Raw genomic sequence first — 16445 nt, forward strand, 5'->3', positions numbered from 1 at the left:
TGACTTGACTACAGCAAAAGGGAAACTGCAAAGCATCAACTGGAAGTATTTCGAGCCAATCTGGAAAGCTGACGGTTATACTTATGTCCACAAAGGAAAGAAATGTCCATTGATTTAACGATTAGAGGAATAGCGATCGCGACTTGGGTGGCTAATTGCTGTAATAGCTCGATTTCTTCAGATTGCCAGTGTCGTTGACTACGACAGTGATGGACGATTAATAACCCCCAAACTTTTTCACCTAAGAGAATCGGCACGACTAAGTTGGCGATGACTTGGAAGGGTTTAAGTAACTGGAGATGACAAGGATGTAAACCTGCGGTATATATATTAGCGATCGCACTAACTCGACCTTGCTGATAGAGTTGAGCGTAGTCTTTGCCAAAACAGGGATCATGTAGGGTTGTATTCAAAACGCCTCTCCAGGGTTCCCCCACTGACTCGACAAGAATCTGCCCACTCCAGTCTGGATTGAAGCGGTAAATCAACACTCGGTCTGTTTCTAGGAATTGTCGCACCTCGGTGACGGTGGTGTCGAGAATTTCATTGAGTTCTAAGGATTTGTGAATCCGTAAGGCAATTGAGCCGAATAACCGTTCCCGTTGTTGCGCCGCGACGCGATCGCTGATATCTAGTAGAGTACCGAATAGTTTATACACCTGACCTTGGGTATTGAAAATCGGTTCTCCTTGGGCGAAAAGATGGCGGATAAACCCATCAGGGTGCAGGATACGAAACTCTAGTTGGCACGATTTCCCCCGAATAAGCTGGTGAACTGTTTTTTTCCAAGCCTTTCTATCTTTGACATGAATCGTTTGCCAATGTTCTCTTATGGTGGGTGTGGGTTGTCCTGGAGAGAGTCCATAAATGCGGAAGGTTTCATCGGACCAAGTGATGTCTTGGCTGGCTAAATCGAATTCCCAACTGCCCACATGGGCAACGTTTTGAGCTTGAGCTAGGTGGGTTTTCTCCTGCAAGAGTGCAGCTTGGGCTTTTTGACGTTCCTTGATTTCGGCTTCGAGTTGGGCTGTGCTGGGGATTGTCAGGGCTTGGGGAAGTAGTCGGACAAGTTCCCCGGCGGTGACTACGGAAATCAGAGCAGTCACGGCTTTTATCCAACCGGATACCCAGTAATTCGGATGCCAAAGCGTCCAGATTGCCATAATATGGGTCGTACCACAGGCAATGATGAACCCACTAAATAACAGGAAAATCCAGTTAAACGGGACATCGCTTCTCTTGGTGACAAAATAGGTTAGGGTTAGGGGAATGGAGTAATATGCCAATGCGGTGAGAAAATCAGAGATTAGGTGTAACCCAACTAATTCCGGCTTCCATAGGTAGCAATGTCCGTGGGGAATGAAAAATTCTGCCAATACCATGGTGGTGATAAAAAATTATTAAGAAAGATTATTAAAGTAGTAGATTCAAGGATTATGCCGTTATTTATACTCTACTCTTTCTCTATCCGGCAAACGGGACAAATCATTACTGTTAAGACTTCCCTATTCCCTGTTCCTTTTCCTCACCCTCATACTTATTCAGCAAGCCCTACTTCTTAAACGGCAAACGATAGGGGAAAAAATAACCGTAGATAAGCTGACAGAATAGCTTCTCCCCAAAAAACTGTCAATCCTGCACCTAAAGCTAGAAAAGGTCCAAAGGGCATCGGTTGTCGCCGATTCAGCCAACCCATCGCCATCGCACCGCCCCCAGCAAACGCCCCGACTGCACAGGCTAAAAACCCAGCTAATAGTAAATACTTCCATCCTAACCAAGCCCCCATCATTGCGGCTAGTTTGGCATCTCCTCCCCCCATGGCGGTTTGCCTAAAGATGATAGAACCGACTAGGGTGATGATGTCAAATAACCAAATTCCTAGAACAGCCCCGCCAATTCCGGTCATAAGTTGAGCCGATATATCTGAAAGTTGAGCCGTCTGGAAAAAAGCGAATCCGCCTTGAAAGACTATACCCACAACTAAGCCCGACTGGGTGAGCGAGTTGGGGAGTGTCATTGTATCTATATCAATTAAGGATAGGGCTAATAACCAGCTTAAAAATGTCCAATATCCTAGGGTTTCTATGCCCAAACTATATCGCCAAAATACCAATAAAAATAATAGTCCTGTGATTGCTTCGATTAGGGGATAACGCCAAGAAATGCGACTATGACAATGACGACAGCGCCCTTTTAACCACAGCCAACCCAGGATAGGGATATTCTCCCGCTTCCCTAGTTTATGTAAGCAATGAGGGCAACGTGAGGGGGGGAAAAGAATGGATAAATTGGCAGGTAGACGATAAACCACTACGTTAAGAAAGCTACCAATTGATGCGCCGAGGGTAAATACGATTAAAGAGGTTACGATGATAATTAAAGTATCCATATTTATTTCATTTTAATTTTTGACGATAGCGCAACCACGAACATGGCTATTCAGCTCTCCATAACCAGGATTTTGAATGGGGTTCTTCTGTTAATTTATGATTGGCTTGAATTCCTTGTTTCAAGGTTTCAGTGGGTCGATAAACAAATATGGGGAAAAATGTATCTGGAATTTCTGGAATACCAGGAGGTAAAACCATCTGGAGATGAACGTCTGGATTGAGGGAATGACTCAGAGAAAACATGATTCCCGGAATTTGATCACTAACTACTAGGGGATTTTTGGTTTGATTGACAATTTCAGCTACTTGAGGATTATATCGACTTTTACTATGACTTTTGTGCCACCACACCGGAAATTGGGCGCTGACGATACAGGAGAGAATACCACAAAACAAGAGTGCGATCGCACCCTGTTGCCAGCGCTTCAGATGCCTTGTCTTGCCGTTGATTGCGGTAGTTTTGGCTGCCATCAAATAAGCGACTGCTATCTGAATCCCTAAATAACTGGGAATGGCGTATCGGGTAATACTAGAACGACGCCCTCCTAAAATGACATCGGGTCCAATTAGGGCAATTCCGGTAACGCCAATTAAGGTGATAATAAACACCCAAGCGTTGAGGGGGGCTTTGCGATAAAGATAATAAAGCCCATAGCCGGCTAATAAAGCACTGAGGTAATGCAGTGGACTAAATGGACTGGTTCCTTGATTCACATCAAAGAAAATTCGACTCAAGTTTAATCCCCAAAATAAGGGTAAAAATCCTTCTCGATTCAAGTTAACTGAGGCGGTATTATCCACAAATTTGGAAAAATGGCTAATCACAATCCCTAGCCATGGTAAAAATAGGAGTAACCCGAATAGGGACGATAATAAATACTTCGTCAGCCGCCGACTCCAGCGTAACCCTTCAGTGACTAACATATAAATGCCATGTCCAATCGAAACGAATGCGGAGAAGGGATGAGTATAAAGTCCCAGCGCTACACTCACTCCGTAAATTCCCCAACTTAGTAAGGTTTTCAATCGCATTGCTCGCAATAACGCCGCACTTGATAATAAAATTGTTACCGTCCATAAACTATATTCCCTTGCTTCTTGAGCGTACAAGACATGGAACGGGGAAATCGCTAGAATAGCAACACCAACCCAATTTACTGTAGATAACCCAAAGAGTTCCCAACATAACCAGTACATACAAGGAAATGCTAGGAAACTGATTAATACGGATAAGCTGCGAATTGTGACAATTGAATCCGGAAAGATTTGCAACCAGAACCGTGCCATTAGATAATAAAGGGGGGAATGTTCTGGATTTCCGGCTAAGGCGTTAATCGTGTCATTGAGATTTTTTTCCGGTGTGGGATACTGATACTGCTCTAAGAAGGCTTTAACCGAAATCACCTCACCGTCGAAAGTCTGCTGGATGATTTCGGTTTGGGTATATCCAGAGATTCGCATCGAGGTCATCGTCTCATCGTACCAGTAAACCTTGCGATCGAGGTTGTATAAGCGGAAAAATATCCCTAGTACGATTAAGGCGATTGCTAAATTTCGCCATCCGGTTGGACTTAATGGTAATTTTTTTAACATCATTCATCAATCTCACCCACGCGCTTTATTATAGGATTAATTAGGCGTACCGTTTTAATTCAAGTCTGAAATCATTTCCTCACACCCTAACCTTAATTGGCATAATTCATTCAAAGAAAAACTTTATCAGATGTTTGATAACACTGATTTCGCTGAGTAAGCAGGAACGGTAGTGGTGGGGATTTGGCAGGTTATTCTCACTGATTTCACAGAGGTGTTAGTTCTCAATGGGGCTAAGGATGACAAGATGATTGCCCCCGGGTAAAAAAATGATTAGCTTATGGGAGGACTATTTCGTCGTCTGTGTCAATCTGTGTGCTTCACTATTTACTGTTCTATCTGTGCTATTCCGTCTGTGCAATCTGTGTTTTTGTCAAGTCTTGGTTATGATTTTTATCGAAACTTCGTAGATTATTCGGGAAAAGGGGTCAAAAATGAGCAATTATGACGTTTTGTTGAGACGAGACTCTGATTGGAAAATTTAAATATTTTTGGGAGGAAGGAATAGTATAAATTATCAAAACTTGACAATTTGAGCCAAAACGACATTGAGTCAAGCTACAGATATGTCAGTAGCGAAGGAGAAAGAGTAACGGGGTATGCTGTGAATCGTGGTTATTGCGATCGCGCTTAAATTTATTTGAAATTCGATTGAATTTAATGATTCATCAAAGCATATAATGTTCACGCTAACCTGCTGGCGTTAGGTTACTCTCCGAGAAGGCGAGAGCCTACGTCCCAAAGACCCAACCTACTTGCGTTGACATGCACCCGTTCCCCTATTCCCTGTTAAACAGTTCCCTGTTGCCTGAAAAATGGAAATTGAACGTTTTAAACTCTCAAAATCAGCTAAAGACCAACTCACTAAACTCAAACGCTATACTAAAATTGATCAGTGGAATATTCTTTGCCGTTGGGCGTTTTGCCGTTCTTTGGCGGAACCGACTCAACCTTCACCTGTCCCGATTCCGGCTGACTCGAATGTGGAAATGACGTGGCGGGTGTTTGGGGGTGAATTGGCTGATATTTTGTTAATTGCTCTAAAGCAACGCTGTCATAATGATGGTTTAGGGTGTGATAAGGATACTCTGACTAATCAATTTCGCCTTCATCTCCATCGGGGTATTGGGTATTTAGCGGGTGATCTAAGTATTAAGAAAATTGAAGATTTTATAGAAGTTGCTTTAACTCAAGGTAATTCTGAGCTGTAATTTCAGGGAGAAGGATTCTGGAACTTAAGCCTCAGCCAAATACTATCCGGAAACATAAAAACAAGTTTTCTTTCAAGGGACAGCGCGAGGCTTCTCGCCGAGAGAGCTAAGGCGGTTTAACTTAATGGTTTGTAGTAAGTGATGCGAAGGTTTATGGCGAAGGCAGCGCAACTACGAACAAGGTTATCTCTATTTATAGGGGTTTATAGGAGCGCACATTTTCCCATGATGAAATAGTACCTGAAATGACAGAAAAAGTCAAGGGGTTAGCCTTCATCTTGAATTCGCCTTGAAGAAAGGATAAGTGGGTGGGTTAAGAGGGATATATCTGCTTGATTAATTGAGTACCGTCTAACCCAATCTACAGGCGTAATCTAGCTAATTTGGTGGATTATATTTTGCTTGTAGTAAGGGATGCGAACGCTATCTTTTGTTGGGTTTCCTTGCGTTAACCCAACCTACAACCTATTCCACAATTTTAGTTGGGTCTACGCCACTACAGGTTAACCGGAGGTATCTCACTGTCGAGAAAAACAGGCGTGGACGAGGGAGAGACTGTTTATCCATAAGCACAAGTTAAAGTTACTATAAACTTATAGGCAATCGCTATTGTGGTTGTTTAGAATATCGGTTGACTAGATTATCGGTGAGTAGAGAATTCTCGCTGAGACTAGCGCGATCGCTCGCTCCTAATTCTAGCGGAGAAATTCGTTCATCGAGTCTTGATTCCAGGCTAGATGTTCGAGTTACGGTGAAATGATTTATTCTTTGAACCAAGAAATAAGGCTGATAAGGGAACCGCATCTCCTCAACAGGTATAAGACGTATCTACCGCAAAAATCCGGACAGGTATCACAGGTTTGGGTAAGTAATAGCGTATCACTGTCAATGGCACGATATGTCTATTTCAGTTTTCAGCATTTTAGTTTAACCATCACAAAACCTGTCACCAAAGAATTATCAAGTTTAGGGGAATCTACAACGGTGATGACAGCTTACCGTTCAATTTATAGCGCTTTAACAAAAGCGTAGTAGTCAGCAGTAAACCGCAACCGGAATGTCCTCTTTTCAGGACTTCGCTCACCCCCCTATAGAGATACCTATGACACAAAAATCATTGCTAGAAATCTTTGAGTATATTTTCTTAGCGGGTTCCGCTGTCGGAACTGTTGTAGCGACGACATCTCAGCAGGTTGCTTATGCAGCAACGCCTTTAACAGTAGCGTTGGCTCTGAACCTGGTTAACCGACGCAATATGGTACAGCAGACACAGGATAACACCAGAAGTGCGATCGCAGAAACGTATCAAATTATTCAATCGCTCCATCAGCAAGTCCAAGTTATCCCCACTCTTAATACTCAACTCAACAGCTTAGACCAACAATTTAATGCTCGACCAGAGAAAACGGCGATTGAGGATCTAAAAGCCTCGCTGACTGAGCTAACAGAGCAATTTAAGCAACTTACCCAACACTTTAATACTCGTCCCGAACTGCAAACCATTGAGCAGTTGCAAACCAGAGTCGCTCAATTCACAGAACAGTTTAATACCCTCAGCACCAACTTTGCTCAGCTATCGACTGAGCCAGAGGTAGACTTGAGTCGTATTGAACAAGCCATTTTTGAGCTGACGGAGCAATTTAGCCAACTCTATCAACAATTCCATAGTCGTCCGGAACTTGAGGATATTGAGCAATCTCAGATTGCTGTGGCTCGACTCAATGAACAACTCAATAGGATTAATATTCGCCTTGAACAGTTACCGGCTGCATCTGAGGTAGACTGGAGTCATCTTGAAGGCGCGATCGCACAAATTACTACTCAAGTTGAAACCTTAACCACTCAAGTTAACACCCAACCCACCGCAACAACTGATCTCACCGGGGTAGAAGCCGCACTCTCAGAACTTACTGAAGAATTTAGCCAACTCCAGCAACAATTCCAGACTCGTCCCGAACTGCAAATTATTGCACAACTGACGGAGGAACTCGAAACCCTCAGCCATCGCCTGGATCAGCTTCCCACAGCACCAACCGCCAACTTAAACGGTTTTGAACCCGTTATTGCACAGATTACCAGTCAGATCGAAACCTTAACCGCACGAATTAATACCCTCCCCCTCTCCGGTGAAATTGACTTCACCGACATAGAAGAAGCGATCGTGCAAATCCACGGTCAGATTAATACAATCCAGCAACAATTCCAGAATCGACCCGAACTGCTAATTATAGAGCAATCCCAAGCCACGATCGCGGACGTGAGTGAGGAACTCGAAACCATTCGCCATCGCCTGGATCAGCTTCCCACAGCACCAGCCGCTGAGTCAAGTGCGATCGCGGATATCACCGAGCAACTGGAACTCTTAACGACTCAAGTGAACACCCTATCCCCAATTTCCGACGGGGATTTACAGGGGGTAGAAAATGCGATCGCGGATATCACCGAGCAACTGGAGAGATTAAGCACCAGAGTTGATCAGCTTCCCTTAACCTCAGCCGCCGAAGCCACAGACTTCAGTGAAATCGAAGCCGCCATTATTGATATTAATCAACAACTGAGCCAACTTGATCAACAATTTAACACCAGACCCGAACTAGAAACCATCGAGCGATCGCAAACTGAAATTACCCAGCTTGCTGAAGAATTTGCCATCCTCAATAGTCGCCTTAACCAACTCCCGACTCCTTCACAGGAGGGGGTAGAACAGGTGATTGGGGAAATTAGGGTGCAAATTGAAACCCTAAACCAACGGCTGGATCAACTTTCCCTCCCCTCCCCAACCGATGTCAGTCACTTAGAACAAGCCATAATTGACATTACCGAACAAATCGACAGCTTAACCAGCCAAGTCAACACCCTATCTGCGGTTTCAGACACTGAGGTATTTGACGCAGAAGACACCCTGTCTCAAATCCAAAGTCAGATAAACACACTCAATCGACAGTTCCAGAATCGACCGGAACTTCCAGAACTTGAGCAGACTCAAAGTGCGATCGCGCAACTGAGTGAGGAACTTCAAACCCTGAGCATCCGCCTGGATCAGCTATCAGCAGCGCCAGAGGGTGATGGTAGTGTCACTGAACAAACCCTTGTTGAGATTACAGGTCAAATCGACACCTTAACCGAACGGGTAAATACCCTCTCCACTCCCACAGAAACGGATTTGAGTGGGGTAGAAACCGCGCTTTTTGAACTCACTGAACAAGTTAGCCAGCTTCAGCAACAGTTCCAGAATCGTCCGGAACTCCAAGAAATCGACCAATCTCAACGTGCGATCGCGCAACTGAGTGATCAACTCGAAACCCTCAGCACCCGCTTGGATCAATTACCTATTGTCCCAGAGGTAGACGTAAGTGCGACAGCACAAACCCTTGCTGAGATTACCGATCAAATCGACACCTTAACCGAACAGGTGAATAGCTTATCCACTCCCACAGAAACAGATTTGAGTGGTGTCGAAGCCGCACTTTTTGAACTCACTGAGCAATTTAGCCAACTCCAGCAACAGTTCCAGAATCGTCCTGAACTCCAAGAAATCGACCAATCTCAACGGGCGATCGCTCACTTGAGTGAACAACTGGATACTCTGAGCATCCGCCTAACTGAGTCACCCACTGTCCCAGAAGTAGACTTGAGTGGGATTGAACAAACCATTATTGAGATTGCTGAGCAGATCGAAACCTTAACCGAACGAGTGGATACAATCAGCACTCGCCTGGATCACTTACCCACTGTCCCAGAGATAGACTTGAGTGGGATTGAACAAACCATTGCTGAGATTGCTGAGCAGATTGAAACCTTAAGCGAACGAGTGAATACCCTATCCACTCCAAGAGAAACAGATTTGAGTGGGGTAGAAGAATCACTTTTTGAGCTCGCTGAAGAATTTAGCCAACTCCAGCAACAGTTCCAGAATCGTCCTGAACTCCAAGAAATCGACCAATCTCAACGGGCGATCGCTCACTTGAGTGAACAACTGGATACTCTGAGCATCCGTTTGGATCAATTACCGACTGTACCAGAGGTAGACTTAAGTGCGACAGAACAAACCCTTGCTGAGATTACCAGTCAAATTGAAACTTTAACCGAACGGGTGAATACCCTATCCACTCCCACAGAAACAGATTTGAGTGGGGTAGAAGAATCACTTTTTGAACTCGCTGAACAATTTAGCCAACTCCAGCAACAGTTCCAGAATCGTCCTGAACTCCAAGAAATCGACCAATCTCAAACCGTTATTGCTCGTCTGAGTAAACAACTGGATACCCTCAGCACTCGTTTGGATCAATTACCCACTATACCAGAGGTAGACTTAAGCGCGACAGAACAAACCCTTGCTGAGATTACCGGTCAAATTGACACCTTAACCGAACGGGTGAATACTTTATCCACTCCCACAGAAACGGATTTGAGTGGTGTCGAAGCCGCACTTTCGGAACTCGCTGAAGAATTTAGCCAACTCCAGCAACAGTTCCAGAATCGTCCTGAACTTCAGGATATGGAGCAATCGCAAATCGTAATTGCTCAACTAGCTGAACAACTGGAGACGCTGAATAGCCAGCTTAACGAAATTTCAGCCGCGCCAGAAGTAAACATGATGGAGATCGGATCAGCGATTATCGATGTTCACAATCGCCTCGATGAGCTAACGGCGCGTTTCGAGGAACTTCCGGGGATACCCGACATTGAACCCAATCAGGTAGCACCCACCCTCTTCGATTTAGTAGAAGAGGAGATCGTTTCACCGCCACCCCCCATACCTACAATTCCTGCGGTAGAACAAATTGAGCAACTTCCAGAAAATGAAGCCATAGCACCGCTTACGGATAAGCTTAAATCCCTGAACCAACAGTTCCACAATCAGCCAGCTACCCAAGCCGTTGAGGGATTAAAGATGATGCTGATCCAGTTAACGGATCAGATCAATATCATCACATCTCGTTTAGGTGGTTTGCCAACGACACCAGAGATTGATCTGAGTCAGTTAGAAACAGCGATTACAGAGGTTCATGTTCAACTCGACGCCTTCAGTCAACAGCTCAATGATCGACCAGAAGTCCAAGCCATTGAGCAATTACAAGAGGCGATAAATCAGCTTGGCGAGCAGATTTGTACTACCTTGGTGCAGTTAAATGAGAAATCAATGTCTGCTAAGGAAAAAGACGACGCTCTCAAGGACATAGATTTTCAGTTGGATGCAATGGAGTTGTGTCTAGAGAATTTACCAATGCTGGCTGAGTTAGAGTTCAGTGGGGTTGAAGCCGCGATCGTCGCGATCGAGGAACAGCTTGATAGTTTAACCCAAACCATCGCCGAGAATCAAGCGATGCTCTTTGAAGTTGATCTCAGCGGTGGAGAGGAGGCGATCGAAGATATTAATCGTCAGATTGAGGCGCTCAATCAAAAAATCAGTTCCCAATTGGATAAAGCAACGATTAAACAATTAGAAGGCGCGATCGTTCAGCTCAAAAAACAGCTTGAGGCGGTAACGTTTAAGCTAGAAACTTTGCCCGTGGCTGCGGATGATATTGACTTCGGTGCTGAAGAACCAGACATCTCTGATTTCCAGTGGTGATTGGTGATTGGTGATTGGTGATTGGTGATTGGTGATTGGGCGAAGATTGGGCGAAGCATTCGCGTTTAAATTTGAATAGAAAACCGATAGATCTGGGCGCGAATGCTTCGCCCCTACGCTGTCACCACCTGGGTAATAAATGTCTCCACTAATGGGACTTGGAACCGATAACAAGGAATACCTAATTTATACCAAATCCGGGTTGATTACCCCCTCTATAATCCAGTCCGCGCAGGCGGACGAAAGTTTGTGTAGCTGCGACTTCCAGTCGCCCAGGCAAAAAGTGGTGAGTCGGGGCGGGTTTAGTCACATCCATTGTGCAACCGAAAAGATAGTAGTGAAACCCGCCCCGACACAGGCGCCATGTCCAACTAGCGAAGCGGAGGATCAATGTCGTGAAACGTCAGATTTGCCTGGGTATCTTAAAGGAAGAAACGGAAAAATTCAGTCTAGTTTAAACGGTTCTAATAAATGAATTCCATCTAATACTCGCACCAGCCAAGAATTAAATTGTACAATATTCTTGACCCCTAGCCAGTAAACGACAAACCCCGCTTTAACTAACTCATAACTGAGCTTATCGACTTGGTAGTGAGGGGCTTCACCGTAGAGAATAAATCCGGGCTGAACACCCCAGATCAGGGCTAGGGTTTTGGCTTGGTCAAAATCTAGGGCTTCGTAGTGACTCGGTAATAGAATATGTTTGCCGTTTAAGAGCAAACCCACTCGACCATCGTACTGCACACGAATCCATTGGTCTTTTGGAGGAATCCATTGGAAAAATTCCTCAATAGCCCACTCGTCTAGAAGGGTAGAGTTTGTGTAAGACATTGGACTAGATGTATCGCTTTGTAGCTTAGATCACTATTGTATTGCGGTCATCCGAAAAATGTATTACACCTTGACAATCGGTAACACAGGTAACAGCCAAAAAAGAAGTTTTATGGCTAGCGCCATGTCGCCTCTGTAAAATAAGCTGGGTTCGTAGTAGGCACTAAGCGTGCCAGAAGCGCTTGAGCACTTGCGACAAACCTAGGTAAGAGTACTTATGGCATTACCTCACCGCATCCTAATCGGTGAGCTCTCTAAGTGTCAACTTTGATCGCCCCCCTGTCGCCAGCTAGCTGGAGAATAGCCAAAGCCGCGCGATCGCACACGCCTACGTCCCCCAATAGCTCACGCATTTGTTGATAATTTGTCAGGGTTTGTTGACGTTTTTGGGGATCGAACAAAAGTTCCATAGCTTCTCGAACCAGATTTGCTGGGGTAGCATCCTCTTGCAATAACTCTGGCACAATTGAACGCATCACCACTAAGTTTGGGGGTGACATGAAGGGAATGGAAAACTTGAGGAAAGTACGGGCAATCCAGTAAGTCAACGGACTCACACGATAAAATACCACCTGGGGAACATTCATAAGCGCCAGTTCCAAATTCACTGTACCTGATTTGGTAATCGCTAAATCGGCTGCTGCTAATACCTGGTGAGTTTGCTCACTCACCAAGGTAGCCTGAAGCCCATAGTCTTGTATCGCGGCTTCAATCGGTTTTCGATAGGCTTCTAGAGATAAGGGAATCCAAAAGATCGGGGATTTGTCATTCGTCCTTTGCTCTCCAGCTCCCTCTGCTCCCCCTAGAAGGGCGGGTTTAGTCAAGTTATCGGTTTGGCGCAAAATGTTATCCGTCAAACCCGCCCCTACACCCCCGGCTTTCTGTGCTCCCCCAGCTCCCCCGGCTCCCCCGGCTCCCCCAGATCCCTCTGCTCCCCCAGCTCCCCCAGCTCCCTCTGCTCCCCCTGCTCCCCCTACACCCCCAGCTCCCCCTGCTCCCCCTACACCCCCAGCTCCCCCCAATAACTTCCCTTGAAGCTGCTGGGCGGCGGAAAAGATAATGGGCATCATGTATTTGATTTCTTGATGTCTGGAGGCGGGTAAAAGCGCGATCGCAGTTTGGTTGGGTTGAATCCCTAGCGCCGCCCGTGCTTGCTCACGACTCGGATAAGATTGGATGCGATCGACCAGGGGATGACCCACCCAATGGACAGATGCGCCTTTTTTTTCAAAATAACGGGCTTCTTCGGGAAATATCGCCAAGAGTTTGTCGGTCATTTCCACAATTGTGGCTGTATTACGGGGAGAGAGTGACCAAACCCATTCTTGAGGGGCGATGTAATACACCACAGGAACTTGGGAAAGCTGACGCTGAATAAATTTGCCAATACCGAGATTGGGTCCCATATAGTCAATGAGTACCACCAAATCTGGGGGATTGTGTTGAAGATACTGTTTAGCGCGACGCTGGATGGTTAAGGTTGGCAGAAAAAATGGCAAAGATTCTAATAGTCCGACTGAGCCAATCCCTGTAGTATTTCCTAATAATGTGGCACCGGAAAGCGCCATTTTTTCGCCCCCTAATGCCACAATGTTTAAATCCAATCCTTGGTGCGTGGCTTGACGTTTCAGGGCGTCAATTAGCATTGCCCCTTGCAAATCACCAGAGACTTCACCCGTACTGATAAAAATTGTTTTTTTAGTCATTCGTCATTTGTCATTTGTTATACCAAATCTCAGTTAGCCATCCCCGTTATAATTTAGTCCTTGTCAAGCGGACTTTGTTTGTGTAGCAGCGATTTTAATCGCCATGGCTTCACCTGGGTTGGGGCGGGTTTAGTTGCATCCCTTGTGAGGCGAGAAACGATAATAGTAAAACCCGCCCCTACACACTCCTCGAAGGTCATGAAGCGTCAAAACTCTCCCCTGTCTTGGCTATGATGAAAACGACGACCCGGAATGGAACCACGCCGTCCAGCTAATTGCGATCGCTCTAAGAATAGGCGTAGGTGCTGTACCTGTTCATGGTCAGATATTAGATTGAGTTGTTCTAGGGCTTGATTGAAGGTGTAATCGGAACGGTAGAGCATCCGGAATGCCTTTTTTAGGTCTTCTAGGGATTCGGCACTTACTCCTGCTCTTTTGAGACCAACTAGATTGAGCGATCGCACTCGTGCGGGGTTGCCTTCTACTAACATATAAGGGGGTACATCCCGGTCAATGCGACTCATTCCTCCTACCATTGCCAGACGCCCAATGTGGACAAATTGATGAATGCCTAAAACGCCACCAATGGTTGCTTTTGATTCAATATGAACATGTCCGGCTAAAGCAACGCCATTGGCGATAACCACTGAGTTTTCCAACACGCAATTGTGGGCGACGTGAACATAAGCCATTAACAGGTTACTATCCCCAATAACCGTAGCTTCTCCCGCACCCGTTGCTCGATTAATGGTGACATATTCCCGAATCCGATTATCATCACCAATCCTGACCCAGCTTGGTGCGCCATCATATTTTAGGTCTTGCGGCTCCAAGCCAATCGCTGCCCCGGGAAAGATTTGGTTTCTCGCGCCAATTTCCGTCGGTCCTTCTAGAACCGCATGAGCCCCAATCTTCGTCTGTGAACCCACTTTTACATTATCACCAATGACCGCATAAGCACCAATCTGAACTGTGGGATGCAGTTGGGCGCCAGGGTGGATTACAGCAGTAGGATGAATCAGTGTTGTTGCCATATAGCGATCCTATTTAAGTCGTGAACATGCTAGTGAGTCAAAGGAACTCGGAACAGGGGACATGGGACAGAAAATTTCCCAACTTATCTATAAGCTGTGAAGTTAATATAATCAAAATCGCTCCTAGAACTTCTCAAAAACTGTAACACCAGTCACCTCACAGACTAATAAGTCACGTCTGGAAGATGACTTTTTGTCACCGCGTCTTGTTGCCATTTTGAGAGTGGGAATTATCCCTAGCGATCGCAGACTAAATTTCAGGTGTGATCATCTATGCTGACGCCCGTATTTTACAGTGCGGCAGGAGTAAGAACTCCAGTAGCGCTAACCCGAATTTGGGATAGCGCAGGTGCAATTTATTCGACCAGAGAAAACATCAATTCCCCTTCGGCAACTCGCTGATCATCAACGACTGCACGAGCTTGCATCTTTCCAAAACGACGGCGCTTGACTGACACGAGTTCCGTTGTCATCACCAGTTGATCACCAGGTACGACAGGACGACGAAAACGAACCTTGTCAATGCCGGCAAAAACAAACAAGGCGTCATCCATATCAGCCATTTGTTTTAAAACAATGCCACCAACTTGAGCCATGGCTTCAACAATCATTACCCCTGGCATCATTGGGCGTCCCGGAAAATGTCCTTGGAAATAGGGTTCATTAAAGGTGACATTCTTGATGCCAACAGCTAGCTTTCCCGGAACATATTCAATAATGCGGTCAACTAAAGCAAACGGATAACGATGGGGCAGGATTTTATGAATGTCTTCAACCGTGAAAATTGTTTTGGTTGATGACTCAGACTGGGCTGGGTTGGCATTTTCAGTGGAATCATCGTGAGTGTTAACGTCAATCAAGGTAGACATGAGTAAATTAGGATAAAAATGAGTACCAGTGAGCGGCGGATGAGCAGTGACCCGTTGACCCGTTGAGTGAATCTGTAAACTCATCCATAGTTTAAGCGGATTTAATCGTGGTCACTTATTTTCGCGCCCGCTGCACGAGTAACTTGGATGAGCTAGCGTTCAGTTGTCAGTCGTGATCAATTGCCGATAACGGCTGACGATTGATGACTAACATTCCAAGCGCCGATTTGTCGAGCCAGTAATCTCGCCAATTGAATATGCAGATTGTGACTGGCTTTGTAGGCGAGGAAGTGAGCGACAGGAAATTTCCCCAATAAACTCAAATCCCCTACTAAATCTAAAAGTTTATGACGCACTGGCTCATTTGAAAATCGCAAAGGTGGATTCAACCATCCGTGATCGTCGCAAACTAAGGCATTATCCAAGCTACCGCCTTTAATTAAACCGCGATCGCGTAGCTGGTCAACTTGGTTGGCTAAACCAAAGGTTCGCGCCGGTGCGATCGCCTCCGCAAAATGCTCTTGTTCCGGTGTCCAGCTATACCATTGATTGCCAATGGCTGGGTTATCAAAATCAATGCCGTAGGTAAATCGGGTGATCGGTGCGGGTAAGGCGGCGACAAAGGCATCGTCTCGACAAACCCAGATGGGTTCCCCAACAAACATCGGGGAAGCTAGAGGAGATAGAGGAGACGAGTTTTGGGGACATTCACTCTCCACAATCCCTACCTCCTGAATCGCTCTCACCCAAGCCAGCGCCGAACCATCCAACAGGGGAACTTCTGATCCATCAATTTCAATACAAGCATTGTCCACTCCACTCCCGGCGAGGGCGGCGAGTAGGTGTTCTACTGTCCCTACTGTGACATCTGAGTCGGAGGAATTGATAAAATTATCACAATTTTCAGCCTTCAATTGGGTAGAAAGCATTGTGCCAGAGACAGCCTCCACTCGCGCTGGAATCACAGGCTTCTCTGGCAGGTCAACTCGAACAAAATATCGTCCCGTCCCGGCTTCAGCAGGCAAGAGGCGAACAGTGGTGGTGATCCCACTGTGCAATCCAATACCTGATCGTTCAAAATTAGCACCCAAGGTGTAGTTTGTCATTTGTCATTCGTCATTCGTCATTTGTCATGGGGGAACTGTTGTTTTTTGCGTAGGGGCGGGTTTTACTACATCGTTTCTTATCTCACAAAAGATGTAACTAAACCCGCCCCGACTGAGAGAGTCAAAACTG

At 45.7% G+C, this 16445-nt stretch carries 10 protein-coding genes; 2 read left to right on the plus strand and 8 right to left on the minus strand.

What is annotated here, in order from left to right:
• Positions 1–35 precede the first annotated feature (35 nt).
• The 3 genes from RLO19_RS15135 to RLO19_RS15145 all read right to left on the minus strand — a co-directional run bounded on the left by RLO19_RS15135 (position 36) and on the right by RLO19_RS15145 (position 3986).
• Positions 36–1382, minus strand: coding sequence for a GAF domain-containing protein (locus tag RLO19_RS15135; protein ID WP_446357638.1), 1347 nt, complete (start codon positions 1380–1382; stop codon positions 36–38).
• Positions 1383–1558: 176 nt separating this feature from the next.
• Positions 1559–2389 (minus strand): prepilin peptidase, encoded by an 831-nt coding sequence (locus RLO19_RS15140; RefSeq protein WP_446357640.1) that lies wholly within the window; start codon positions 2387–2389, stop codon positions 1559–1561.
• Positions 2390–2435: 46 nt separating this feature from the next.
• Positions 2436–3986, minus strand: a complete 1551-nt coding sequence (locus RLO19_RS15145; protein ID WP_446357642.1) for a glycosyltransferase family 39 protein — start codon at positions 3984–3986, stop codon at positions 2436–2438.
• A gap of 812 nt (positions 3987–4798) precedes the next feature.
• Between RLO19_RS15145 and dndE the strand changes: the two genes are divergently transcribed.
• Complete coding sequence (gene dndE / locus RLO19_RS15150; protein WP_446357644.1) at positions 4799–5194, plus strand: DNA sulfur modification protein DndE; 396 nt, start codon at positions 4799–4801, stop codon at positions 5192–5194.
• A gap of 1102 nt (positions 5195–6296) precedes the next feature.
• The gene (locus RLO19_RS15155; RefSeq protein ID WP_446357645.1) at positions 6297–10769 is read left to right on the plus strand and encodes a hypothetical protein; all 4473 of its coding nucleotides are present in this window, start codon (positions 6297–6299) and stop codon (positions 10767–10769) included.
• Between the two features lie 444 nt (positions 10770–11213).
• Here the strand turns inward: RLO19_RS15155 and RLO19_RS15160 are convergent, their stop codons facing one another.
• The 5 genes from RLO19_RS15160 to lpxC form a co-directional block, all read right to left on the minus strand.
• Complete coding sequence (locus RLO19_RS15160; protein ID WP_446357647.1) at positions 11214–11600, minus strand: hypothetical protein; 387 nt, start codon at positions 11598–11600, stop codon at positions 11214–11216.
• A 254-nt stretch (positions 11601–11854) separates the two neighbouring features.
• A complete protein-coding gene (gene lpxB / locus RLO19_RS15165; protein ID WP_446357649.1) occupies positions 11855–13306 on the minus strand; it encodes a lipid-A-disaccharide synthase in 1452 nt (483 codons plus the stop codon).
• Between the two features lie 206 nt (positions 13307–13512).
• Positions 13513–14340 carry an acyl-ACP--UDP-N-acetylglucosamine O-acyltransferase gene (gene lpxA / locus RLO19_RS15170; RefSeq protein ID WP_446357651.1) on the minus strand — a complete coding sequence of 276 codons (828 nt, stop codon included), beginning with the start codon at positions 14338–14340 and terminating at the stop codon, positions 13513–13515.
• A 356-nt stretch (positions 14341–14696) separates the two neighbouring features.
• On the minus strand, positions 14697–15209 hold the full coding sequence (gene fabZ / locus RLO19_RS15175) for a 3-hydroxyacyl-ACP dehydratase FabZ (RefSeq protein ID WP_446357696.1): 513 nt from the start codon (positions 15207–15209) through the stop codon (positions 14697–14699).
• 176 nt (positions 15210–15385) lie between these two features.
• On the minus strand, positions 15386–16315 hold the full coding sequence (gene lpxC, locus RLO19_RS15180; protein ID WP_446357653.1) for a UDP-3-O-acyl-N-acetylglucosamine deacetylase: 930 nt from the start codon (positions 16313–16315) through the stop codon (positions 15386–15388).
• Positions 16316–16445 lie beyond the last annotated feature (130 nt).

This window comes from Coleofasciculus sp. G2-EDA-02, assembly GCF_040226375.1.
GTDB lineage: Bacteria > Cyanobacteriota > Cyanobacteriia > Cyanobacteriales > Coleofasciculaceae > Coleofasciculus.

Bases quoted from the DNA above. Each gene is read 5' to 3' on its own strand.
- fabZ (WP_446357696.1), bottom strand. From the start codon at position 15,209: ATGTCTACCTTGATTGACGTTAACACTCACGATGATTCCACTGAAAAT.
- RLO19_RS15145 (WP_446357642.1), bottom strand. From the start codon at position 3,986: ATGATGTTAAAAAAATTACCATTAAGTCCAACCGGATGGCGAAATTTA.
- RLO19_RS15160 (WP_446357647.1), bottom strand. From the start codon at position 11,600: ATGTCTTACACAAACTCTACCCTTCTAGACGAGTGGGCTATTGAGGAA.
- RLO19_RS15140 (WP_446357640.1), bottom strand. From the start codon at position 2,389: ATGGATACTTTAATTATCATCGTAACCTCTTTAATCGTATTTACCCTC.
- lpxB (WP_446357649.1), bottom strand. From the start codon at position 13,306: ATGACTAAAAAAACAATTTTTATCAGTACGGGTGAAGTCTCTGGTGAT.
- dndE (WP_446357644.1), top strand. From the start codon at position 4,799: ATGGAAATTGAACGTTTTAAACTCTCAAAATCAGCTAAAGACCAACTC.
- lpxA (WP_446357651.1), bottom strand. From the start codon at position 14,340: ATGGCAACAACACTGATTCATCCTACTGCTGTAATCCACCCTGGCGCC.
- RLO19_RS15155 (WP_446357645.1), top strand. From the start codon at position 6,297: ATGACACAAAAATCATTGCTAGAAATCTTTGAGTATATTTTCTTAGCG.
- RLO19_RS15135 (WP_446357638.1), bottom strand. From the start codon at position 1,382: ATGGTATTGGCAGAATTTTTCATTCCCCACGGACATTGCTACCTATGG.
- lpxC (WP_446357653.1), bottom strand. From the start codon at position 16,315: ATGACAAACTACACCTTGGGTGCTAATTTTGAACGATCAGGTATTGGA.